The 20,416-nt window shown below is 37.6% G+C and carries 15 protein-coding genes; 7 read left to right on the top strand and 8 right to left on the bottom strand.

Annotated features, from left to right (window positions below):
* The 3 genes from GQ593_RS05310 to GQ593_RS05300 form a co-directional block, all read right to left on the bottom strand.
* Positions 1-1,240 (bottom strand): DUF6531 domain-containing protein (locus GQ593_RS05310; RefSeq protein ID WP_160431115.1); only part of this gene is annotated, 1,240 nt, incomplete at its 3' end.
* A 36-nt stretch (positions 1,241-1,276) separates the two neighbouring features.
* Complete coding sequence (locus tag GQ593_RS05305) at positions 1,277-1,738, bottom strand: hypothetical protein (protein WP_160431114.1); 462 nt, start codon at positions 1,736-1,738, stop codon at positions 1,277-1,279.
* Between the two features lie 538 nt (positions 1,739-2,276).
* Positions 2,277-3,689, bottom strand: a complete 1,413-nt coding sequence (locus GQ593_RS05300; protein ID WP_160431113.1) for a sodium:proton antiporter — start codon at positions 3,687-3,689, stop codon at positions 2,277-2,279.
* 577 nt (positions 3,690-4,266) lie between these two features.
* Here GQ593_RS05300 and GQ593_RS05295 point away from each other — a divergent pair.
* The 3 genes from GQ593_RS05295 to GQ593_RS05285 all read left to right on the top strand — a co-directional run bounded on the left by GQ593_RS05295 (position 4,267) and on the right by GQ593_RS05285 (position 8,637).
* Entirely contained in the window at positions 4,267-5,187 is a 921-nt protein-coding gene (locus GQ593_RS05295; protein ID WP_237397690.1) for a hypothetical protein, read from the top strand.
* Between the two features lie 677 nt (positions 5,188-5,864).
* Positions 5,865-6,860, top strand: coding sequence for a hypothetical protein (locus GQ593_RS05290; protein WP_160431111.1), 996 nt, complete (start codon positions 5,865-5,867; stop codon positions 6,858-6,860).
* A 724-nt stretch (positions 6,861-7,584) separates the two neighbouring features.
* Positions 7,585-8,637: a hypothetical protein gene (locus GQ593_RS05285; RefSeq protein WP_160431110.1), complete on the top strand. Its 1,053-nt coding sequence runs from the start codon at positions 7,585-7,587 to the stop codon at positions 8,635-8,637.
* Between the two features lie 628 nt (positions 8,638-9,265).
* On the opposite strand, the gene ilvA is transcribed toward GQ593_RS05285, so the two are convergent.
* The 5 genes from ilvA to ilvG form a co-directional block, all read right to left on the bottom strand.
* Positions 9,266-10,804: a threonine ammonia-lyase, biosynthetic gene (ilvA, locus tag GQ593_RS05280; RefSeq protein WP_160431109.1), complete on the bottom strand. Its 1,539-nt coding sequence runs from the start codon at positions 10,802-10,804 to the stop codon at positions 9,266-9,268.
* A 1-nt stretch (position 10,805) separates the two neighbouring features.
* Complete coding sequence (gene ilvD / locus GQ593_RS05275) at positions 10,806-12,656, bottom strand: dihydroxy-acid dehydratase (RefSeq protein ID WP_160431108.1); 1,851 nt, start codon at positions 12,654-12,656, stop codon at positions 10,806-10,808.
* A gap of 118 nt (positions 12,657-12,774) precedes the next feature.
* Positions 12,775-13,704 carry a branched-chain amino acid transaminase gene (locus GQ593_RS05270; protein WP_160431107.1) on the bottom strand — a complete coding sequence of 310 codons (930 nt, stop codon included), beginning with the start codon at positions 13,702-13,704 and terminating at the stop codon, positions 12,775-12,777.
* A 134-nt stretch (positions 13,705-13,838) separates the two neighbouring features.
* Complete coding sequence (gene ilvM / locus GQ593_RS05265) at positions 13,839-14,069, bottom strand: acetolactate synthase 2 small subunit (RefSeq protein ID WP_160431106.1); 231 nt, start codon at positions 14,067-14,069, stop codon at positions 13,839-13,841.
* Between the two features lie 3 nt (positions 14,070-14,072).
* Positions 14,073-15,749: an acetolactate synthase 2 catalytic subunit gene (gene ilvG, locus GQ593_RS05260; RefSeq protein ID WP_160431105.1), complete on the bottom strand. Its 1,677-nt coding sequence runs from the start codon at positions 15,747-15,749 to the stop codon at positions 14,073-14,075.
* A gap of 1,562 nt (positions 15,750-17,311) precedes the next feature.
* Here ilvG and GQ593_RS05255 point away from each other — a divergent pair.
* The 4 genes from GQ593_RS05255 to GQ593_RS05240 all read left to right on the top strand — a co-directional run bounded on the left by GQ593_RS05255 (position 17,312) and on the right by GQ593_RS05240 (position 20,367).
* On the top strand, positions 17,312-18,202 hold the full coding sequence (locus GQ593_RS05255; RefSeq protein ID WP_442903590.1) for an SDR family oxidoreductase: 891 nt from the start codon (positions 17,312-17,314) through the stop codon (positions 18,200-18,202).
* Positions 18,203-18,343: 141 nt separating this feature from the next.
* A complete protein-coding gene (locus tag GQ593_RS05250; RefSeq protein WP_160431103.1) occupies positions 18,344-19,003 on the top strand; it encodes a hypothetical protein in 660 nt (219 codons plus the stop codon).
* A gap of 239 nt (positions 19,004-19,242) precedes the next feature.
* Positions 19,243-19,761 carry a protein K gene (locus GQ593_RS05245; RefSeq protein WP_160431102.1) on the top strand — a complete coding sequence of 173 codons (519 nt, stop codon included), beginning with the start codon at positions 19,243-19,245 and terminating at the stop codon, positions 19,759-19,761.
* 201 nt (positions 19,762-19,962) lie between these two features.
* On the top strand, positions 19,963-20,367 hold the full coding sequence (locus GQ593_RS05240) for a DUF1340 domain-containing protein (RefSeq protein WP_160431101.1): 405 nt from the start codon (positions 19,963-19,965) through the stop codon (positions 20,365-20,367).
* Positions 20,368-20,416 lie beyond the last annotated feature (49 nt).

Below are 20,416 nucleotides of genomic sequence, written 5' to 3'. Positions count from 1 at the left end.
TGTGATGGTCTTCAGTAAAAGTAAGGCTATGACAAAGCGTGTGGCTCCAACCATAACCTAATCCATTATTGAACTCAACGGCACTCGTCCGGTAAAGCCGTTGCCAAACAAACGGGAATTGACTCAATAGCGTATCATCAACAAGGGTTAACAATTCCTCACCGGTTAACATTGATACGGGGTCTAAATTGGTTTCACCCTTAACGGCATTACCATCGACTTCGTTAGACAGGTTTTTAACGGCATTACTCTCTGTTTCTACAGCATTGCCCATCTCCATCGTCGCTTCATTTTTTCCGGCATTGTTAATATGGTTAATTTTGCCTTGCTCAAGTACCACTTCTTCGGTTATCCCACCAGATGTGCTTTCGGGTAGAACGGCCTTTTGCTGTTTTTTGCCAAAGAATTCAGCAAAACGCTGTGGCATTGATAGAATAACATCTTCTGTTGTGGCAGTTTCAATCGCGCTAACGCCGCCTTTAGCCCGTAACGCAGCGGCGCTTCGGCTGATAGCTGATGAAGAGGCTTTGATTACACTGGCAGCAATAGGAATAACTTTTCCAAAGAGGTAACATTCAGCAATAAACAAAACAATTTCAACCGCAATATGAAAAAAAGCCTTTCCAGCGAGATAGGCTTTATCCTTTGGTGACTGCAATTGATACCAATATTCCACTGCAGCTGCAATGATATAGATATAAACTTCATCTTGCACAAAAAAATAGGCTTCTTTTTGTTCATCTTCTGTTTTTTCAGAAGAATGATACCATTCCCAAAATTTATCCGCCGCTGCTTTTGCCAAATCAAGGGCATTTAAAACTCCCAATGGGGTTGGACTGTATTTTAATGAAAATTCTAACCCATCGATGATAGGTTGCTTACCTTCATCAATCACCCCCAGTATAAAATCTCCCGTCACCACGGAGAGGTAAGGATTGAGTGGCTGTCCCCTCAGTCCTTCGCTATTAAATTGCTCAATTCGCTGGTATTTTTCATCGTATATTTGCCAACGTTTAGAATGCACATTATCCCATTCTGATGTTAAAAATTCAGACAAGTGTTCAATAATTTGTTGATAACCAGTTAACCACTTATTAATCTCTGCTTCATCGGTTATTGGCGCAATTCGAACATAATAGCGGTGGCCTGGGGCACAGTTTTCAATAACAGCTATCCCATCTTCATTTAATTCAAAGGGTATGGCATTTTTTTCATCTGGCGAAAAAACACTGTGCGCCATATTGGTGGGGCCGAATTTATTGGGGACCTGTTCTGTTTAGACGGGCAATAATTGCCCTTTTAATCTACCGACTTTTATAAATTTTTCATTACGAGGTAATTTATCTCGTTCAAGATGCGTATTGGCAAATACCGATAATGTGGGGTCAATACCATATTGAATAACAATTTTTTGATTTAAAGGACATCTTGTGGTGACACTGTATAACTTGTCAAAGTTTTTGGCGTCATTTTCTTTTTGTTGTTCTGGGTCAGGATAGAGCCAAGGTGTTATTTTTTGTGCATCCTCTTTTGCTTTTTCCCTCGCGGTTTTACTGAGTTTTTTATTTAAACTGAGCAGTTGAATACCACTGACAACACCATTGGCCTTAAGTTGTTGTTTATACTTATCATGTACTTCATGGTCGATAACATCTAGAATCTTTGAAAAACGCACCAAAATAGGCGCTAAGATTTCTTGTTTTCTATCTTTATTATCATTATTATTTTTATTATTCATACTGATATCTATCTCTATATCTTGACTTTTACGCTATCTGCTAGGATAACTGTACAATCACTTTACGGATCTGATTTTGGTGATCATTGGAAAATTTAGATACAAGATAGGTCAGCTTTTTATATAAAATAGCTTTATCGAATAACGTATTCTTTTATGTCTACCTATAATCTACCTAAATTCCTTTAGAAAGTATTCAAAAACTAAAAATAATGCATTGGTTTATTTAAAATAAGATTATTTTTTATTCTGTGCAATCTTTTTTTACCTTATTTTTTCTAATTTTTTAAAGATGAATCTATATTAGACATGCTTAATGCTTGTATTTTCAATACGTTATCAAGTATGAAAAAATAAACAGTAAACAATTAAAAATGTTACTTAAATCTTATTAACAAAAATCACCTGAAACAGATAAAGGTAATTTGGGTTATACTTAATCGGATAAAGAAACACATTACCTAATTTCTGGTGAATATAGAATGGCTATTTGTGGTATCACAATCATTGGAATGGGAGGGCTTGTTAACTGCCTAAGTTAACAGAGTATAAAAAACACTAAATTATTGATAATAAACACCGGAATTAAAATGCATATTGACCATTTCATATAGCCAAAAAAGCTTGGCATGTTAATTTTATTTTGCATTGCAATGCTTTTGACCATAAGGTTGGGTGCATTACCTATATAGCTAAGTGCCCCCATAAAAACCGAGCCCATTGAAATAGCCAGTAAGGTTTTTTCAAGCACTGTCATTAAGGTTGTGGCATCGCCCGAAGCTAGATTAAAAAAGACTAAATAGGTTGGCGCATTATCTAAAAAGCCAGAAAGTAAACCTGATAACCAAAAGTACATGCTGTTGATTGGCTCACCTTGCGTATTGGTCACCAGTGATACGATTGGGGCTAATGCACCATGACTACCTGCTCGTAACATGGTCAGTACCGGAACGATAGTAATAAAGATGCCCATAAATAGCTTGGCAACTTCGATGATAGGTTCCCAATTAAATTCGTTACCTGCACGTACCTGTTTAGGGGTGATTAGTATTGAAATGAGGGTAATGATAATAAACAAACTATCGCGAACTAAATTGGGTAAAGTAACATGTGTACCTAAAACTGTAAAACTAACCGATGAATGCCAAATGCCAGACATTAGTACGCAGGTAATAATTGCTATTAATAAAAAAATATTGTTTTTTCCATAAATTTTAACATTTTTGGTTTTTGAAGCCGAAGTTAGTGCAGGCGGATGACCATACTGCAAGCGAAAGTAGTGGCAATCAATAGCGTAGTAAATTGTTAATAACAGTAGTGAGCTAAGTAGCACTGGCAATAGCATGTGCATAACAATCCAGCCAAAATTAACTCCTTTCAAAAAACCGATAAATAACGGTGGATCACCCAGTGGTGTTAATCCTCCGCCAATATTAGCCACTAAAAAAATAAAAAAGATAACAGTATGCACAGAACAATTTCGATTACGATTGGCACGGAGCAACGGTCGAATCATTAACATGGCAGCGCCTGTGGTGCCCATGAACGACGCTAATAGCGTACCAATTGCTAGTAAAGTAACGTTCTGCTTGGGCGTACTAAGCGCATCGCATTTAATTAAAATTCCGCCTGACACAGTAAACAGTGCCAGCAGTAACAAAATAAAAGGAATATATTCGGCTATCACTGCATGAGCAATAAGGTTGACGGTAGTTTGTAAACCAAATGCATACAAAGCAAACAGCAACAACAGCATTGTCCAAAAAGTAATAATTTTGCCATAATGATGATGCCAAAGTCGCGATAAAAATAGTGGCATTAGCGCAATTGAAAGCAAAATTCCCACAAAAGGAATACCCCAAAAGAGTGATAGATCATGACCGTTAATATCCGCTGCAAAAAGGTTAAAAGGCATGAGGGTTAAAGTGACAATAGGTATAAGAACTTTCATTGGTTTTTTTTTATTTTAAAGAGATGAGGGATTATAACAAAGTGTTTTTAATTTATCGAATGTTAAGTATTCGGGATATGGAGATTAGGTAATAATAGTGATATCGGGAGTTTAATTGTATAAAAATAACCTAAAAAATTGGCAGAAAATATATTGATTTTATTTGATTTTTTATTTTGTTGCTATTTTAATAAAATAACAAATATTTAAATCTTTTAAAGTTTTTATAAAACTTAATCGAAGTTACATCTAAATGATTTTTACCAAAAAATCCCCCAAAAAAACTAGCCAAGTTTTTTTTTTATGGTTATACTTTCATCAACTTAAAAAAAGGATTATTTAATAAGCGAGTGAACGCAAAAAGGATAAATAAAACAATAATTTATTTGACAGGTAAACCGCAATGCATTATCATTTTAAACACCAAACCTATGTCTTAAATTTATCAAATAGACGCATTAGACGAATTTTTACTCTCGTCTTGTTGATGTCCTCAAAGTTATCCCTCAAATTATTATCAAAGCTATCCCGAAAAATCCCATTGGTGTTGATATTCCTATCATTATTGTCGTTTTCGTTGAATTCACAAGCATTATCGCGTCAAAATAGTCGAGGAGGTGATAGCAGTGATGCCCTAATTCTACCACCAGGACAATGGGGAAGAATCAAATCCGCAATGTCGGAGGGGTTTTATTTTGCTCGTGACTACGGCGTTGGTCCATATGCAGGCCCTGCTGAACTATGGGATCCCGATTATGGCTTTCTGGTTCAATCAACCAATCCAGCATCATATGCGCTTAATTTTCCAACTACGGGGGCTCATGAATTATATTTTTATTTAATCGTAGAGGGAGAGGGAGAAATAGGTTTATTATGGGATCCAGTCACGCATGAGGGAATTAAAGCAACTACAGCGAGGAGGGGGATGGGGGCGATGGGGACACGGATACGATGTGGTAGTGAAGAATGCCATACCGAGTATCGTGTTACACTAACAGGTCCAGAGGCAGAAGAACGATGGCTTAATCCTTATCCGGGTCCAATTGCTAAGCCAAATTTACCGCAGACCTTTGAGTTAGTGGGTAAAGATAGTGAGGGTAGTGAGATACTTAAATATGGATTTACATTGCAAAAGTGGTTCGTGAGTCGAAAGGGGGCATTAAAACGCCTACCCGAGCAACAATCTTGGTGTAGTAGTATAGGTTATCGTTTGCCACAGGTCAGGGATCTGACTAATGCTAGATCACGTTTTAGTGCTACACCATTATCAAGTGGAAATCATTACCAGAGACGACTTGGAGCTGGATTATTCACGGAGTGGAGCCCCATGAACCGCTACGATAGAGCGGAACTTTACTATAGCTACTGGACGAGTGATGGTATGCCAGTACCGGATGGTAGTTATAAGCATGGTGATCTCATTGTCGCCTCGTACAGTGGCCACATCGGCGTGGACATTGTACGAGGTATCCACTATGCTATGTGCGTTACTCCTTAGTTTTTAGCGTTTATTTCTTAATCCTTATGGCGCAGCAGGGGGGAGCTTATGGTGCAAATAGCGGAAAACATAACAAAGTATGAAGCCCCCCACCCAGTTGGGACGCTGAGCAGGCAAAGCCTGCGAGTCCTGAGTTTTAATGATTGAAACCATAATCTATTTTAGTGTGGCAAGGTTTCAGATGTGGTCACTATAGCTATTTTGAACATTTAAACAGCAAATGACTGAAATCCACTTCAGCCACCAAAACAAAAACTCAATATCAGGCAAAAATTTGTATGAATATATTGATTTTATTTGATTTTTTATTTTATTGTTATTTTGATAAAAAACAAATATTTCAATCCATTAGAGCTTTTCATAAAACTTAATCGAAGTCACACCTAAATAATTTTTACCAAAAATCCCCCAAAAAAAACTAGCCAAGCTTTTTTTTAATGGTTATACTTTCATCAACTTAAAAAACGGATTATTTAATAAGCGAAAGAACATAAAAAGGATAAATAAAACAACAATTTACTTGACAGGTGAACCATAATGCATTATCATTTTAGGCACAAGGCACAAGGCACAAGCACTGGCAAACCTATGTCTTAAATTTATCAAATAATCTTATTCGACGAGTTTTTACACGAAACTTATTTATATCGTCGAAATTATCCCGAAAAAGCTTATTGGTGTTGGGGCTGTTATTATTATCTTCTTCATGGAATGTACAAGCTCAAGCGGGTAATCGTAGTGATGCAATAATGATACCTGCTGATCCAATTGTCTTATTTGCTACCCCTACTCTTTCCCCTTACTATATTTATAATGAAGGTGTGAACGATCTTAAACCTGAACCCACGGCTCCTGAATTTGTTTACAATACAGGATTTTTCGCTCAACCACATCCTTTATACGCTTTTAATTTCCCTACCACAGGTGCTGATGGGGTATTTTTTGATTTAGTCTTAGAGGAAAATGCAAATGATTTAACATGGCAGTCAGATGCACACGAAGGAATTACTGCCACAGTGACAAATATACCAAGGAGTGATTCTTGGTTTTATGAGGCTTGCAGTACTCTGGAAAGTTTTATTCCTTCCTGTAGTACAAGAACTGTTTTAGAAAAAAGTACATTTATACGCGTTATTTTAACAGGTCCATCAGCGAATTATACTCAAAAAAACTCCAATAACCCAAGTTTAGTTCATAGGCCACATTTGCCGCAAACATTTGAATTAGTGGGTAGAAATAGACATGGTGCTGAGGTGGTAAAGTATGGTTTTGTGTTGAAGCAGTGGTTTGTCCATCGTGGTGATAAAACGGGTAACCAATCTGAGCAAGCCGCATGGTGTAATGCGATAGGTTATCGTATGCCAAGAGTAAAAGAGCTGACCAATGCGAAGTGTGGCGTAGGTAATCCTCGATACGACGATTTTCCTTGTAGAAACGGAATAGACGGCGCTTCACCACAGTCACGCAAAAATAGCCTACAACGCAATATAGGAGCAGGATTCGTAACGGAATGGGGCACCTTGACTATGTATAGAAGTGCAGACTTTGCCCGCCGTAGTGAATATTGGACGAGCGATAGCGATTTCTTCGTAGAATCGGACAATGGCCGTGTTAAAAACCTAAACTCATCTTGGGTTTCTAGCTCTAATTATGGTATTTGCGTTTATCCTTAATACTAATTTCTTAATTTTTATATAAGATAGATATTGAGCTTGGGATTAATCAAAAGTAAAGCAGTTAAAGAATAACGCTCAGCGTAAGTGAATCTAAGCAATGAAGCAAGCGTTAAGCGCTTTCAATGAAATAATAAAATAACAAAAAAACTAGATTACACCATGAAGTGCAATTCGTCTTAACTCCTTAGAATAAAAGGAGCAGGGCTTTTATTCTAAGGCCGTTTTCTTGGGCGTGAGTTCAATAAATATTGTATTTTCTTTATTTGTTCGTCGTCAACGAATGAAATAGTCGCTGACGTTTGTTTAAACATGCGGCAATCTGCTCTGGCTGTAATAATGTATTAGGTATTTTTCAATTTGATGTCATACCGATCCTCTATGGGCTTATCATTACCGCTGTTTTTTCGCCTTTTCCGAGCAAGTGTCACCGCCTCATGCGCTTGATAGGCTTGTTTACGTTTGAATTTCTTTTTATCTCATTACTTATTGTAGAAGGATATTTAGAAACATAACACCATATTTTAATTAAAAATTTAACTATCAATAAAACTGGACCGTTTTTCTTTTTACATTTCTTTATAAAAAAAGTCAGCCAAAAAACTAGCCAACTATTTTATAAATGGTTATACTTTTATCGCTGTAGGAAAATAAGCTTATTAAATAAGCGAATAATTATAAAAAATATAAATAAAACAAAACATTGCTTGACGGGTGAACCATAATGCATTATCATTTTAGACACCAGCACTGGCAAACCTATGTCTTAAATTTATCAAATAATCCTATTCGACGAGTTTTTACACAAAACTTATTTATATCTTCGAAATTATCTTTCAACTTATTATCGAAATTGTCCCGAAAAAGCTTATTGGTGTTGGGGCTGTTATTGTTGTCATCTTCATGGAATTTACAGGCATTGAATGGTAAAATAGCTCGAGCGGGTAATCGTAGTGATGCAATAATGCTACCACCGTGGCCAGTTATCCATTATGTAAGGCCGTTTTTATTTTTTGGTAGCAACGAATATGCAGGCCCAGTTGACATATGGAATCCTAGTAAAGGCTTCTTAGTTCAATCAACCAATCCTGAATCATACAATCTAAATTTCCCGACCACGGGTGCGCATAATTTATATTTTGATTTACTCATAACTGGAGATGTAGAACAATTGACATGGGAACCAGTCACGCATGAGGGAATCACCGCGACAGTGACAAATGTTGTAGCTCGTGAATGGTGGGTTCCTGGTGAGGATAAGGGACAAGTTGTAGCACGTGTTAGGCTAACAGGTCCAGAGGCAAGCAATCAATGGGATAATCCGAATCCTAGTCGAATAGCTAAGCCATGGTTACCGCAGACGTTTGAGTTAGTGGGTAGAGATATATATGGCGGTGAGGTAGTAAAATATGGATTTGTATTAAGGCAGTGGTTCGTCAATCGTGGTGGTCAATTGAAAACTTATAGTGACCAGTTAGCATGGTGTAATAGTTTGGGTTATCGAATGCCACGGGTAAGAGATTTAACCAATTCAAACTATAATAATTTAGGTGCAACACCTAGTTCATCAGGTAATCATTACAAGCGTCACATAGGCGCTGGCTTTTTCACGGAGTGGGGCATCATAACCCACTACACTGATGCGGGCTTCGTCCGCAACTTCTTCTGGACGAGCGACGCAACAGATAGCGGCCAGTTCGATGTCTTCTCGGACGACGGCTACTTCACCAGCCTCTTTGCCAGCAACTCCCGCTATGGCGTTTGCACCGCACCTTAGCTTTTAGCGTTTATTTCTTAATCCTTAGGTCGCGGGGGTGGTTATGGTGCTTGAGAGGATAATATAACAAAGAATAAAGCCCCCGCGTAAGTTGGGACGCTGAGCAGGCAAAGCCTGCGAGTCCTGAGTTTTAATGATTGAAACCATAATCTATTTTAGTGTGGTAGGGTTTTGGATGTGGTCACTATAGCTATTTTGAACATTTAAACAGCAAATGACTGAAACCACTTTAGCCAATCCACGCCACCCTCCAAAACAAGAGCTCAATATTAGGCAAAACAGAGCGGCAAAGTCTCAAGTCATCACCAAACGGTATAGAATCCTGAATATTTTTTACAAAAAAATATGGTCTAAAAAGAGAATAGTTATGTAAATGCCCTATAGTAAACACGCAACTCACCTAGAACATTATGTTGTTTATATGTAATTGCGTCGTGTGATTTAATGTTTAATGAAGTCTTTCAGTGCAATAAATGGCTGGACAAATGACCATAAAGCGGTTAGCCAAATTGGTGATGAGGATTTTTTTATGATATAACGCCATATCGCTTGTCTGGGATATGGCGTTATGTCGATGCTTTACAGTTGTTTTTCAAATTACGATAAACAACGCAAGTAATTATGACACTTAATTAGTTAAAAACAACTTGAGCGATGGATTATGCGTTTCGTTATGAAAACCATAACCTAGCTCGGTTAGGTGTTGGTTAAACTGGTTAATGGTTGCTTGGTCGATTTCAAACGCAGCAAGTACACGTCCATAATCGGTGCCATGGCTACGGTAATGGAACATTGAGATATTCCAATTGGTGCCTAATGTTTGTAGGAATTTAAGCAAAGCCCCTTGCGATTCAGGAAATTCAAAACTGTATACTTGCTCTTGTATTGGTTTGCACGGCTTGCCGCCAATCATATAGCGTACATGCAGTTTTGCCATTTCGTCTTCGGTTAGATCGACAACCGAATAACCTGTTGCACTTAATTCTTGTATGATTTCATCTTTCTCATTACTTTGAGACATTTTAATCCCTACAAAAATACAAGCGGATTTATCATCATGATAACGATAATTAAATTCGGTCACCGAGCGCCCACCTAGAAGCTGGCAAAATGTTAAAAAGCTGCCTTTCTTTTCAGGGATAGTGACTGCTAGCAGGACTTCGCGTTTTTCGCCAAGTTCGCAACGTTCTGATACATAGCGTAAGTTGTGGAAATTTAAGTTCGCTCCCGATAATATATGAGCAAGGTTTTCGCCACTGATGTTGTGCTGTTCTACGTATTTTTTTAGCCCTGCTAGTGCCACAGCGCCAGATGGTTCGGCGATTGCGCGGACGTCGTCAAACAGGTCTTTCACTGCGGCGCAAATTTCGTCGCTATCAACGGTAATAATATCATCAATATATTGCTGACAAAGTCTGAATGTTTCATCACCAATTCGTTTAACAGCCACGCCTTCGGCAAAGAGTCCAACAAGCTCTAAATCGACAGGATGACCTGCATCTAATGCGGCTTTTAAGCAAGCTGAGTCTTTAGGTTCGACTGCAATGACTTTGATTGATGGCATGATTTGTTTGATTAATACCGCCACACCCGCAGCAAGCCCGCCCCCGCCGACCGGCACAAAAATACGATCGAGTTTGGCATTTTGTTGTAATAATTCCATGGCAATACTGCCTTGCCCAGCAATCACAAGCGGGTGATCAAACGGTGGAATAAAGATGCGTTTTTGTTCTTTTGCCAGTTCCATGGCTTTCGCTTTGGCTTCGTCAAAATTGGCGCCATAAAGGAGTACTTCGCCACCAAAGCTTTTGACTGCTTCAACTTTTATGTCGGCGGTGGTTAATGGCATGACGATTAATGAGTTTATGCCTAATTTTGTGGCCGAAAAAGCCACGCCTTGTGCATGGTTGCCAGCCGATGCGGCAATAACGCCACATTTACGTTCGTCTTCATTTAGACTGGCTATCATTGCTTGGGCACCACGGATTTTGAAACTGTGGACTAATTGCCGATCTTCGCGCTTTACAAAAATTTGGTTTTTTAATCGTGTCGAGATTTTTTCCATCTTTTCTAGCGGGGTGACTTCGGCCACGTCGTATACGGCGCTACAGAGTGTTGCTTTTAAGTAATCAGCACCAGTGAGCTTGTTGTTATTTTGTTGTTTCACGTTAACCACCTAGTTTGCTTTTATCACGAACGGCACCTTTATCTGCACTTGTTGCTAAACTGGCGTAAGCTTTTAGTGCATAAGAGACATAGCGATCGCGATTGTGAGGGGTAAAGGCTTTGTCGCCACGGGCAAGTTCGGCTACGCGGCGGCGTTCAAGTTCGTCATCAGGGACTTTTAATACTAATTTGCGATTTGGAATATCAATATCAATAATATCTCCATTGCGCACAAGACCAATAATACCGCCATTTGCGGCTTCGGGTGAGATATGACCAATTGATAAGCCCGAAGATCCACCCGAAAATCTGCCATCGGTGATCAGAGCGCAGGCTTTGCCAAGCCCCATTGATTTTAGGTAGCTTGTTGGGTAGAGCATTTCTTGCATACCGGGGCCGCCTTTTGGACCTTCGTAAATAATGACAACTACATCACCAGCCACAACCTTGCCCCCTAAAATGGCCTCAACAGCATCTTCTTGGCTTTCAAATACTTTGGCTGGGCCTTGGAAAATTAAATTTTCAGCAGCAACGCCTGCGGTTTTAACAATTGCGCCATCAAGGGCTACGTTGCCATAGAGTGTGGCAAGCCCGCCGTCTTGACTATAGGCGTGAGCTTTATCGCGAATACAACCATTTACACGGTCGTCGTCAAGTGTCTCCCAATAGCAATCTTGCGAGAAAGCTTTGGTAGTGCGAATGCCAGCAGGCCCACTGCGATACATTTTTTTGACCGCTTCGTCGCTGGTTTGGGTAATGTCGTATTGGGCAAAAGTTTCTTGCAACGATAAGCCTAGTAGGTTGTGAACGTTACGGTTGAGTAGGCCAGCTTTGTCTAATTCAGACATGATTGAGACAACCCCACCTGCACGGTGTACATCCTCCATATGATATAACTGAGTACTCGGTGCCACTTTACATAAATGTGGCACTTTACGTGATAGTCTGTCGATATCAGACATGGTGAAGTCGATTTCGCCTTCTTGCGCGGTGGCAAGTAAATGCAGTACCGTATTGGTTGACCCCCCCATAGCAATATCAAGTGACATGGCATTTTCGTAAGCGGCTTTAGTGGCAATTGAGCGTGGTAGATACGAAGCATCATCATGTTCGTAATAGCGTTTTGTGATTTCAACAATGCGCTTAGCGGCATTTAAAAAGAGCTGTTCACGTTGTTTATGGGTAGCAACTAATGAGCCATTGCCCGGTAGTGAAAGCCCTAATGCTTCGGTTAAGCAATTCATGGAATTGGCGGTAAACATGCCAGAGCAAGATCCACAAGTAGGGCAAGCGGATTCTTCAATCGCTTTGCTATCTTCGTCACTAACATTTGGGTTGGCACTTTGGATCATGGCATCGACCAGATCTAATTTAATAATTTGATCGGAAAGTTTGGTTTTACCCGCTTCCATTGGCCCACCAGATACAAATATGGTTGGAATATTTAAACGAAGCGAAGCCATTAACATGCCAGGGGTGATTTTGTCGCAGTTTGAGATGCAGATCATAGCATCGGCACAATGCGCATTAACCATATATTCAACAGAATCAGCAATGAGTTCACGCGATGGTAATGAGTACAGCATACCACCATGCCCCATGGCGATGCCGTCATCAACGGCGATAGTGTTAAACTCTTTGGCAATACCACCCGATGCTTCAATTTGTTTGGCAACTAGTTGACCAATGTCTTTTAAATGGACATGTCCCGGTACGAATTGCGTGAATGAGTTGACCACCGCAATGATGGGTTTACCAAAGTCTTCATTTTTTACGCCAGTTGCACGCCATAATGCGCGGGCGCCAGCCATGTTTCGGCCTTCGACTGACGTTGCTGAACGATATTTAGGCATTTCTTGCTCCCAATTTTTTATGCAAGTGACCGTGTTTAACGGTCTGTAGTTCTTTAAAATCAATCATTAAGTGAAAATGTTATCCGCCAAGTGAGTTGGCGGAGTTTGATTTTTCGTTTTATTTAATCAGATCTAACCAACCGTATTTATCTTCGGTTTTACCATTAAATAAGCCAAAGAATGCTTGTTGAATTTGTTTAGTGATTGGGCCACAGCGACCAATGCCAACTTGGATGCGATCAACACTACGCACTGGGGTAATTTCAGCTGCGGTACCAGTCATAAACACTTCATCGGCTAAATAAAGTGATTCACGTGATAGTGTTTGTTCACGTACTTCAATACCCATATCACGCGCTAGGGTTAATACAGCATCACGTGTAATGCCCGGTAGCGCAGAAGATGAAAGAACCGGTGTGTATAAGATACCGTCTTTAATGATAAATAGGTTTTCGCCAGCACCTTCAGATAGGTGACCATGCACATCTAACGCAATGCCTTCTTGGAAGCCGTTAGCACGAGCCTCAGATCCGATTAATAATGACGATAAATAGTTACCGCCCGCTTTAGCTGCTGCTGGAATGGTGTTAGATGCCACGCGATGCCAAGAAGAGACCATGGCATCAATACCTTGATCTAAGGCTTCGTCGCCTAAATAGGCACCCCATGGGAATGCGGCAATCATGACATCGGTTTTATAACCCTCACGCGGGTTTACGCCCATACCGACATCGCCAATAAAGACTAATGGGCGAATATAGGCGCTTTCTAATTTGTTTTTCTTGATCGTTTGGCGTGTAGCTTCCATGATTTCTTCAAGCGAATAAGGTACAGGAAAACGATAAATCTTGGCTGAATTTAATAATCTTTGGGCATGTTCTTTATGGCGAAATATAGCCGGTCCTTTGTGCGTGTTATAACAACGGACGCCTTCAAATACCGATGTGCCATAATGTAAGGCGTGTGACATGACGTGTACTTTGGCATCTGCCCATGGAACCATTTCGCCATTAAACCAAATATAATCCGATTTTGCTGTAGAACTCATGTTGTTTTCCTCTTTATTTTTTCAATTTGCTAAGTAAGTACTTTGCTTTAGGTATTTTCGCTTTAACGGCTAAGCATCATACTATACTTGTTTATTTAACGTATTATTTAACAATAAGTTGTTTGTAAAAATTATTATTCAACCGCTATGACATCTTCTAATTTTGCTACTTGATTTTGTAGTGTCGATAGCGGTCTTTCGGTGGTTAATATTAATGTCATAGTCAGTACATTATTTTCAATTGTTTGCATTTGCAATGATTGAATATGCCCACCTCGATGCCGGATAACTCGTAATATACGTTCAAGTGATCCCAATTTGTCATAAGCCCTTATGGTCAATTGATATTGCGCTTGTTCGTTCATCACTTACTCCTTGCAACTTTTATCTAGCATGTTTTCGTTTGCTGCCCCAGGAGGTACCAGTGGCCATACGTTTTCTAATTCATCTATGCAGACATGTAACAAATAAGCGCCTGTTGAGTTAAATAGGTTATCAAGCGCTGTATCAATTTGTGATTTTTTGCTGATGCTTTGCCCCGGTATGTCAAACGCGTTGGCTAACATTAAAAAGTCGGGGTTGTCTGATAGATTTGTTTCGCTGTATCTTTCATTAAAAAATAACTCTTGCCATTGGCGAACCATGCCTAGACGTTGGTTATCTATTAATACGATTTTTATGGGTAGTTTTTTACGTTTAATGGTGGTGAGTTCTTGGACATTCATCATAAAAGATCCATCACCCGATACACAAATCACACAGTCATTAGGCCTTGCCATTTGTGCGCCAACTGCAGCCGGTAAACCAAATCCCATTGTGCCAAGTCCACTTGATGTAATAAAGTTTTGCGGGTGAGTAAAGCGCATATGCTGGGCTGTCCACATTTGGTGTTGTCCAACATCGGTAGTAATAATTGTCGTTGCTGATTTTTTTTCTGAGATAGTTTTTAATAAAGCCGGTGCGTAGATAGCTTCGCCAGGATGATCGTAACGAGTTGGGTGCTCTGCTTTTAATTGATTAACTTTTTTATGCCACTCTTGAATCGAAACCGTTTGATTTAGTTGTGGTAAAACTTGCTTTATATCACCTTGTAATCCTAAATGGGTTTGGCGTAATTTGTTGATTTCAGCCTGATCGATATCTATATGAAGTACTTTAGCATGTCGCGCAAATTCATTAAGATTGCCGGTCACTCTATCATCAAATCGAACACCTAAGGCAATTAATAAATCACACTCTTGTACGGCTAAATTGGCGGCTTTGGCGCCGTGCATACCAATTAATCCTAAGTAATAAGGATTATTCAAATCGGCAACACCAAGTCCTTTTAAGGTTGATACACTTGGAATGTGTGTTAAGGCCATAAAGTCTCTTAGCTCGGATATAGCACCAGAAAGTCCAACACCACCACCAATGTAAAGTATCGGTTTTTGCGCTTGGGCGATCATTTCTTTGGCTTGTTTTATATCATCAAGCGAGATTGGATATAGTTGATTGTTATCTTGTGCGGTTTTTAATGACGATGGCGTAAAATATTGTTGATAGTCAAGATTTGCAAGTTGTATATCTTTGGGCACATCAATCAATATTGGTCCTGGTCTGCCTGAATTGGCTAAGTTAAATGCCTGTTCTAAAGTATTTGGTAGGTCTTTAGCGTCATCAATTAAATAACTATGTTTGGTGCAGGCTAGTGATAATCCTAATACATCCACTTCTTGAAAGGCGTCAGTACCAATAAGTTTGGTTGGTACTTGACCGGTTATAGCAACAATCGGCACTGAATCAATTAACGCATCGGCAAGCCCTGTGATGATATTTGTTGCACCTGGGCCTGATGTGGCAATACAAACGCCGGTTTTTCCGGTTGCACGAGCATAGCCGATTGCGGCCATTGCAGCACCTTGTTCGTGACGACAAAGTACATGCTCAATTCCACCATCATACAGTGCGTCATATAGAGGCATAATTTGTCCACCGGGATATCCAAAAACGGTGGTAACGCCTTTTTCTTTTAAGGTTTTTACTATCCACTGTGTTCCTAACATTTATTCCTCACTTGTTCTTATTTTATTCATTTACTGTTTATAAAACATTGCTTATAAGCCGTTTGTAAAAAATATTCATAAAAAAACCCCCGCTTTTTGGGGAGCGGGGGTTTTTGATTTTATGTATGAACACATTTTTAATTCAAAAAACGCCCCCGCGTTGGAATAATGACCACGCTGACAATAATGTTGATGAGGACGATTTTGAGTGAAAATTTCATAATGCGATATAATTAACTTTTTTGTCATTTTTAAAAATTATTTTTAACAAAATACTCGTTTTAAAAAAAAGTGCAATAGTTTTTTGTTGTTTTTGTTATGTAAAATAAATCAGCTGTAAAAAAGTTTCAGGAAAGCTGGTGTTTTAGTATAAAAATATTATGGGATAATGATTTATTTTGGTATTTTTTATAATGTAGCTGTAGGAATTGTCCGTGTTGTTTACAGTAATTTGAGAAATGGCGGTAATGAATATACAAAAAACAAAACTAACACCGTTTACAGACAAGAGATGTGACGCTTATATCAAAAAGAAAAAATAGCGGTTACCGATTTGGCTAAATGCTTTATGGTCAGTTAGCTGACCATGTATAACGTGCTAAAAAAAGCCTGATTGAAGGTGTGTGTTCTTTCTCATGACCAGTAACAACGAACCTTATAAAACCATGCGATGTGGTATTAAATGTAAGGCTAAAGTTAAAATTTTTTTGTAAAAAATATTCAGGATTCTATACCGTTTCGTGATTAATTGAGCATTCGTAGCATCTATTGGTTAAAACGTGTGATAAACATCGTATCAATCAAAAACTCTTCAAAATAACCTGACCGCAAACAAATGGCAAAGCCTAAGGGCAATAGATACTTTAATGAAAATGTAGTATTCACTTTTAGGTTATATTTTTGTAAAAAATATTCAGGATTCTATACCGTTTCATGATTAATTGAGTATTCGCAGCATCTATTAGTTAAAACGTGTGATAAACATCGTATCAATCAATAACTCACAAAAACATCTTGACCTAAAATGAATAGGGGAGCCGAAAGAGATCGCTACTTTAAAAAAGAGATGTAGTGAAGATAGTGACTAAATAGACAAGCTTAAGAACAATTTTTTTATGGTGTTAGCTATCGCTACGATATTAATAATAAGTAAATTTAAATATTTTACATAAAATCAATGTGTTAATTAAAATAATTTAATTTGTTATCGCTAGCTTAGTTAAATTTAATTTGATACACTAAATCAGGTGCAAGATTATGCAATATTTACGGCTTAGGCATTACAACTTCCTCTGACCTCGCCAAGCCTATCATGGAAAGCCACCTTTATTAATTATTAGCCTCAGTTGTTTATTTTTAAATTTTGGGGATGATATTGAACAATACGATTAAGTTTTAAGAAAGAATATTCTAATTTATGTTGTCAGTAAATATAATTTATTGAATTAATTGGGTATTTTAAAGATTAAAATATGCTTAGCAATAGGATTTTGTGATTATTAATTGATTTCATTTAAGTTATATTGAATTTGTTTTCAAATACATGTTTAACTTAGGAGAAAATTATGAACAAACAAATCTATAATCCACTTACCAAATATCATCATGATAAGTTTCCAAAACAAAAACAGGAGGCGCCAGCTTTACAGTGCGAAATGAATCCGCTTCCTGATTGTGGGGAAAAAAGCTATCAAGGTCATAATCGTTTAGAAGGGCGCAAAGTGCTTGTGACTGGTGGCGATTCAGGTATCGGCCGAGCCGCAGCAATAGCTTATGCTAAAGAGGGGGCAGATGTGGCAATAAATTACCTTCCTGTTGAACAAAAAGATGCGGAAGAAGTCGCTAAAGTTATTCAAGCTGCTGGGCGCAAAGCCGTATTAATTCCTGGTGATTTAAGTGACGAGGCTTTTTGTAAAAAATTAGTTGATGAAGCACACCATAAATTAGGTGGATTAGATAATTTGACATTGGTTGCCGGTAAGCAAACTGCAGTTGAAGATATTATGGCGCTTACCACCGAGCAAATTAAGAAAACCTTTGAAGTTAATGTGTTTTCGCTTTTTTGGATCACTAAAGCCGCTTTAGGATATTTAAAACCAGGTTCAACAATTATTACAACTTCCTCTGTTCAGGCTTATCAACCTAGTGGTAATTTATTAGATTATGCTGCAACTAAAACAGCTATTATCGCGTTTACTCGTGGCTTAGCTAAGCAATTAGCGCCAAAGGGCATTCGTGTAAATAGTGTCGCTCCAGGTCCAGTTTGGACACCATTACAAATTTGTGGTGGTCAACCAAGTGATGTTATTCCTGAATTCGGTCAACAAACACCATTACAACGAGCAGGTCAACCGGTTGAACTTGCTGGTGTTTATGTGTATTTAGCCTCAGAAGAATCAAGCTATACAACGGGCGAAACGTATGGTGTTACTGGCGGTATGCATATTAACTAATTAATATTTGAGACGGCAAAAGGGCTTAATAAGTCCTTTTACTATTAATGTTATAAATTATTAATTTTTAAAATCAACGGACGATGATGAATCAATTCATCATCGTCACAATATAAAATAGAAAACAGAAAGGACAATAAAATGAAACTTTTTAAAGTGACTACTTTAGCAGTGTTAGGGCTTTTTTTAGTCAATTGTGATAATTCAAAATCAAATGTCGATGATATTAAACAAAAATCCGAACAAACAGGCTCACAGATGAGTGATAATGCTCAGCAAGTGGGGTCAGATTTGAGTGACAAAGTTCAGCAAATGAGCGCCGATGTTAGTGACAAAGCTAAGGAAATAGGTGCAGAGATTAGCGATAAAGCTAAACAAACAACTGCAGCCATTAGTGATAAAGCGAAAGATTTGTATGAACAAACAAAATCTGAAAAAGAAGATATGCTTAAGAAGATACAAGAAGGTAATTATAGTGTTGCTGAAAATTTGATGATTAAGGCGATTAAAGCAAAATTACCAGCGACAATTGATCAGAACACGACTTTAGTTGATGTATCGACAGATAACAAAGCGATCAATTATAAATATGTAGTGAATAATACCACAAAAGATGCGTTACAGGCTGAAAGTAATAAAAAAGAAGTACGAAACAAACTGATCGAGTCTTACTGTAGTGATGATTCTAGTATGAAAACACTAAGATTAGTATTTCCAAGAGGAGCTAATTATAATTACTATATCAATGATGATAAAGTTTTTTCAGTGGATGTAAAATCGACTGATTGTGATGATGACTAGATAGATCTTGGTTAATTTGAACAAATAGTTAGAATTTATTCGTAATAAAAGGGCTACTTGAAGCCCTTTTATTTTGACCATTCTTCTTTTATATTATTTATTTACTACTCTTTAACGGGTAATTAAAATTTATTATTAGTGTTTTGTATTTTTCTAGTCTATCTTTTACAAATTTATTAGTATTTTATAAGGTAGCGAGTAGTCATGAATTAGCTTGGATAAGAATAAAAGTGAAAGGCATGAAAGCAACAGTTGTAATGTTTATAGCAATAATATTATTTGGTTTTGATAATTCAGAAGCAAAAGTTATAGATACTGAGCAAATCGATATTCAAGAAAATATGGATATTGTTGAAAGAGGAATAAAAATTATGACTCAATCAACACCTGAAAAAATCAAGCAATTTAATAATCAAAAAGATAGTGATTATCGTTTTGCTCAAGATTCGGTTGTTGCAGGCATAAAAGAAAAGTTACCCATTGTGGTTGATAAATTTACGATGTTCGATGATATATCAAGAAATAATAATAAACTTATCTATAAATATATTATGAAAGGTCTGCCTAAAGAAGTGATATTGCTAAAGCAAAATCAGGAATCTGTATTAAACAAGATAGTTACTTTATATTGTGGTAATGACCCAAATGTTAAGGCGTTTAAACTCTTATTCCCAAATGGAGTAAGTTATAATTATTATCTTGCAAATGAAAAAATTATGTCGTTTGATTTGAAACCGAGTGATTGTGATTCTAAATAACTATTACTCAATTTAAAAAATAGTAGAAATCATCGGTACTACATGAAGCTTATTAAAGCTTCTTTTTATTTATTATTTATTTTTTGTGTTAGATTGTAATTTCTTTATGTACTTTTCTCGCTGATATTTTACAATTTTATCGCACGCCTTTTAAATAAGTGGTAAACATGTAATTTATAAAATGCACTTAAAGGAATAATGATGAAAAGTTTAAAAACAGTGTCAGCAATTTTGATAAGCTTGGTTCTTTGTAGTTGTGATTCGTCAAAAAACACCGAACTTAGTCGTTTGCAAGAAACTATTATTAACGAAGCAAAAAAAATGCTTCCAGTAAAAATTGATGCAAAAACTAATTTGATTGATATCACTAAAGATAATGATTTAATTAATTATAAATATGTGATTGATAGTTCAAAAGATGAGGTATCAATTCCTGATACTCAAAAAATGACGACAGAAAGTCTAAAAACACTTTATTGTAGTAATAGCCCAGAAGTTAAACAACTTAGGGATGCATTCCCAAATGGCGTTAGTCATAATTATTATATTCATGATGAAAAATTGTTTAGTGTTCTATTGACGCCAGCTTCTTGTACTACTCACTAAAGATAGTTTGATTTAATTTTTTGATGAAATTAATCAATAGCACATAAAA

The organism is Gilliamella sp. Pas-s25 (assembly GCF_009795885.1).
In the GTDB taxonomy this organism is placed as follows: domain Bacteria; phylum Pseudomonadota; class Gammaproteobacteria; order Enterobacterales; family Orbaceae; genus Gilliamella.
Note: the sequence above shows the minus strand (reverse complement) of the source record. Positions and strands in the feature narration are given on the sequence as shown.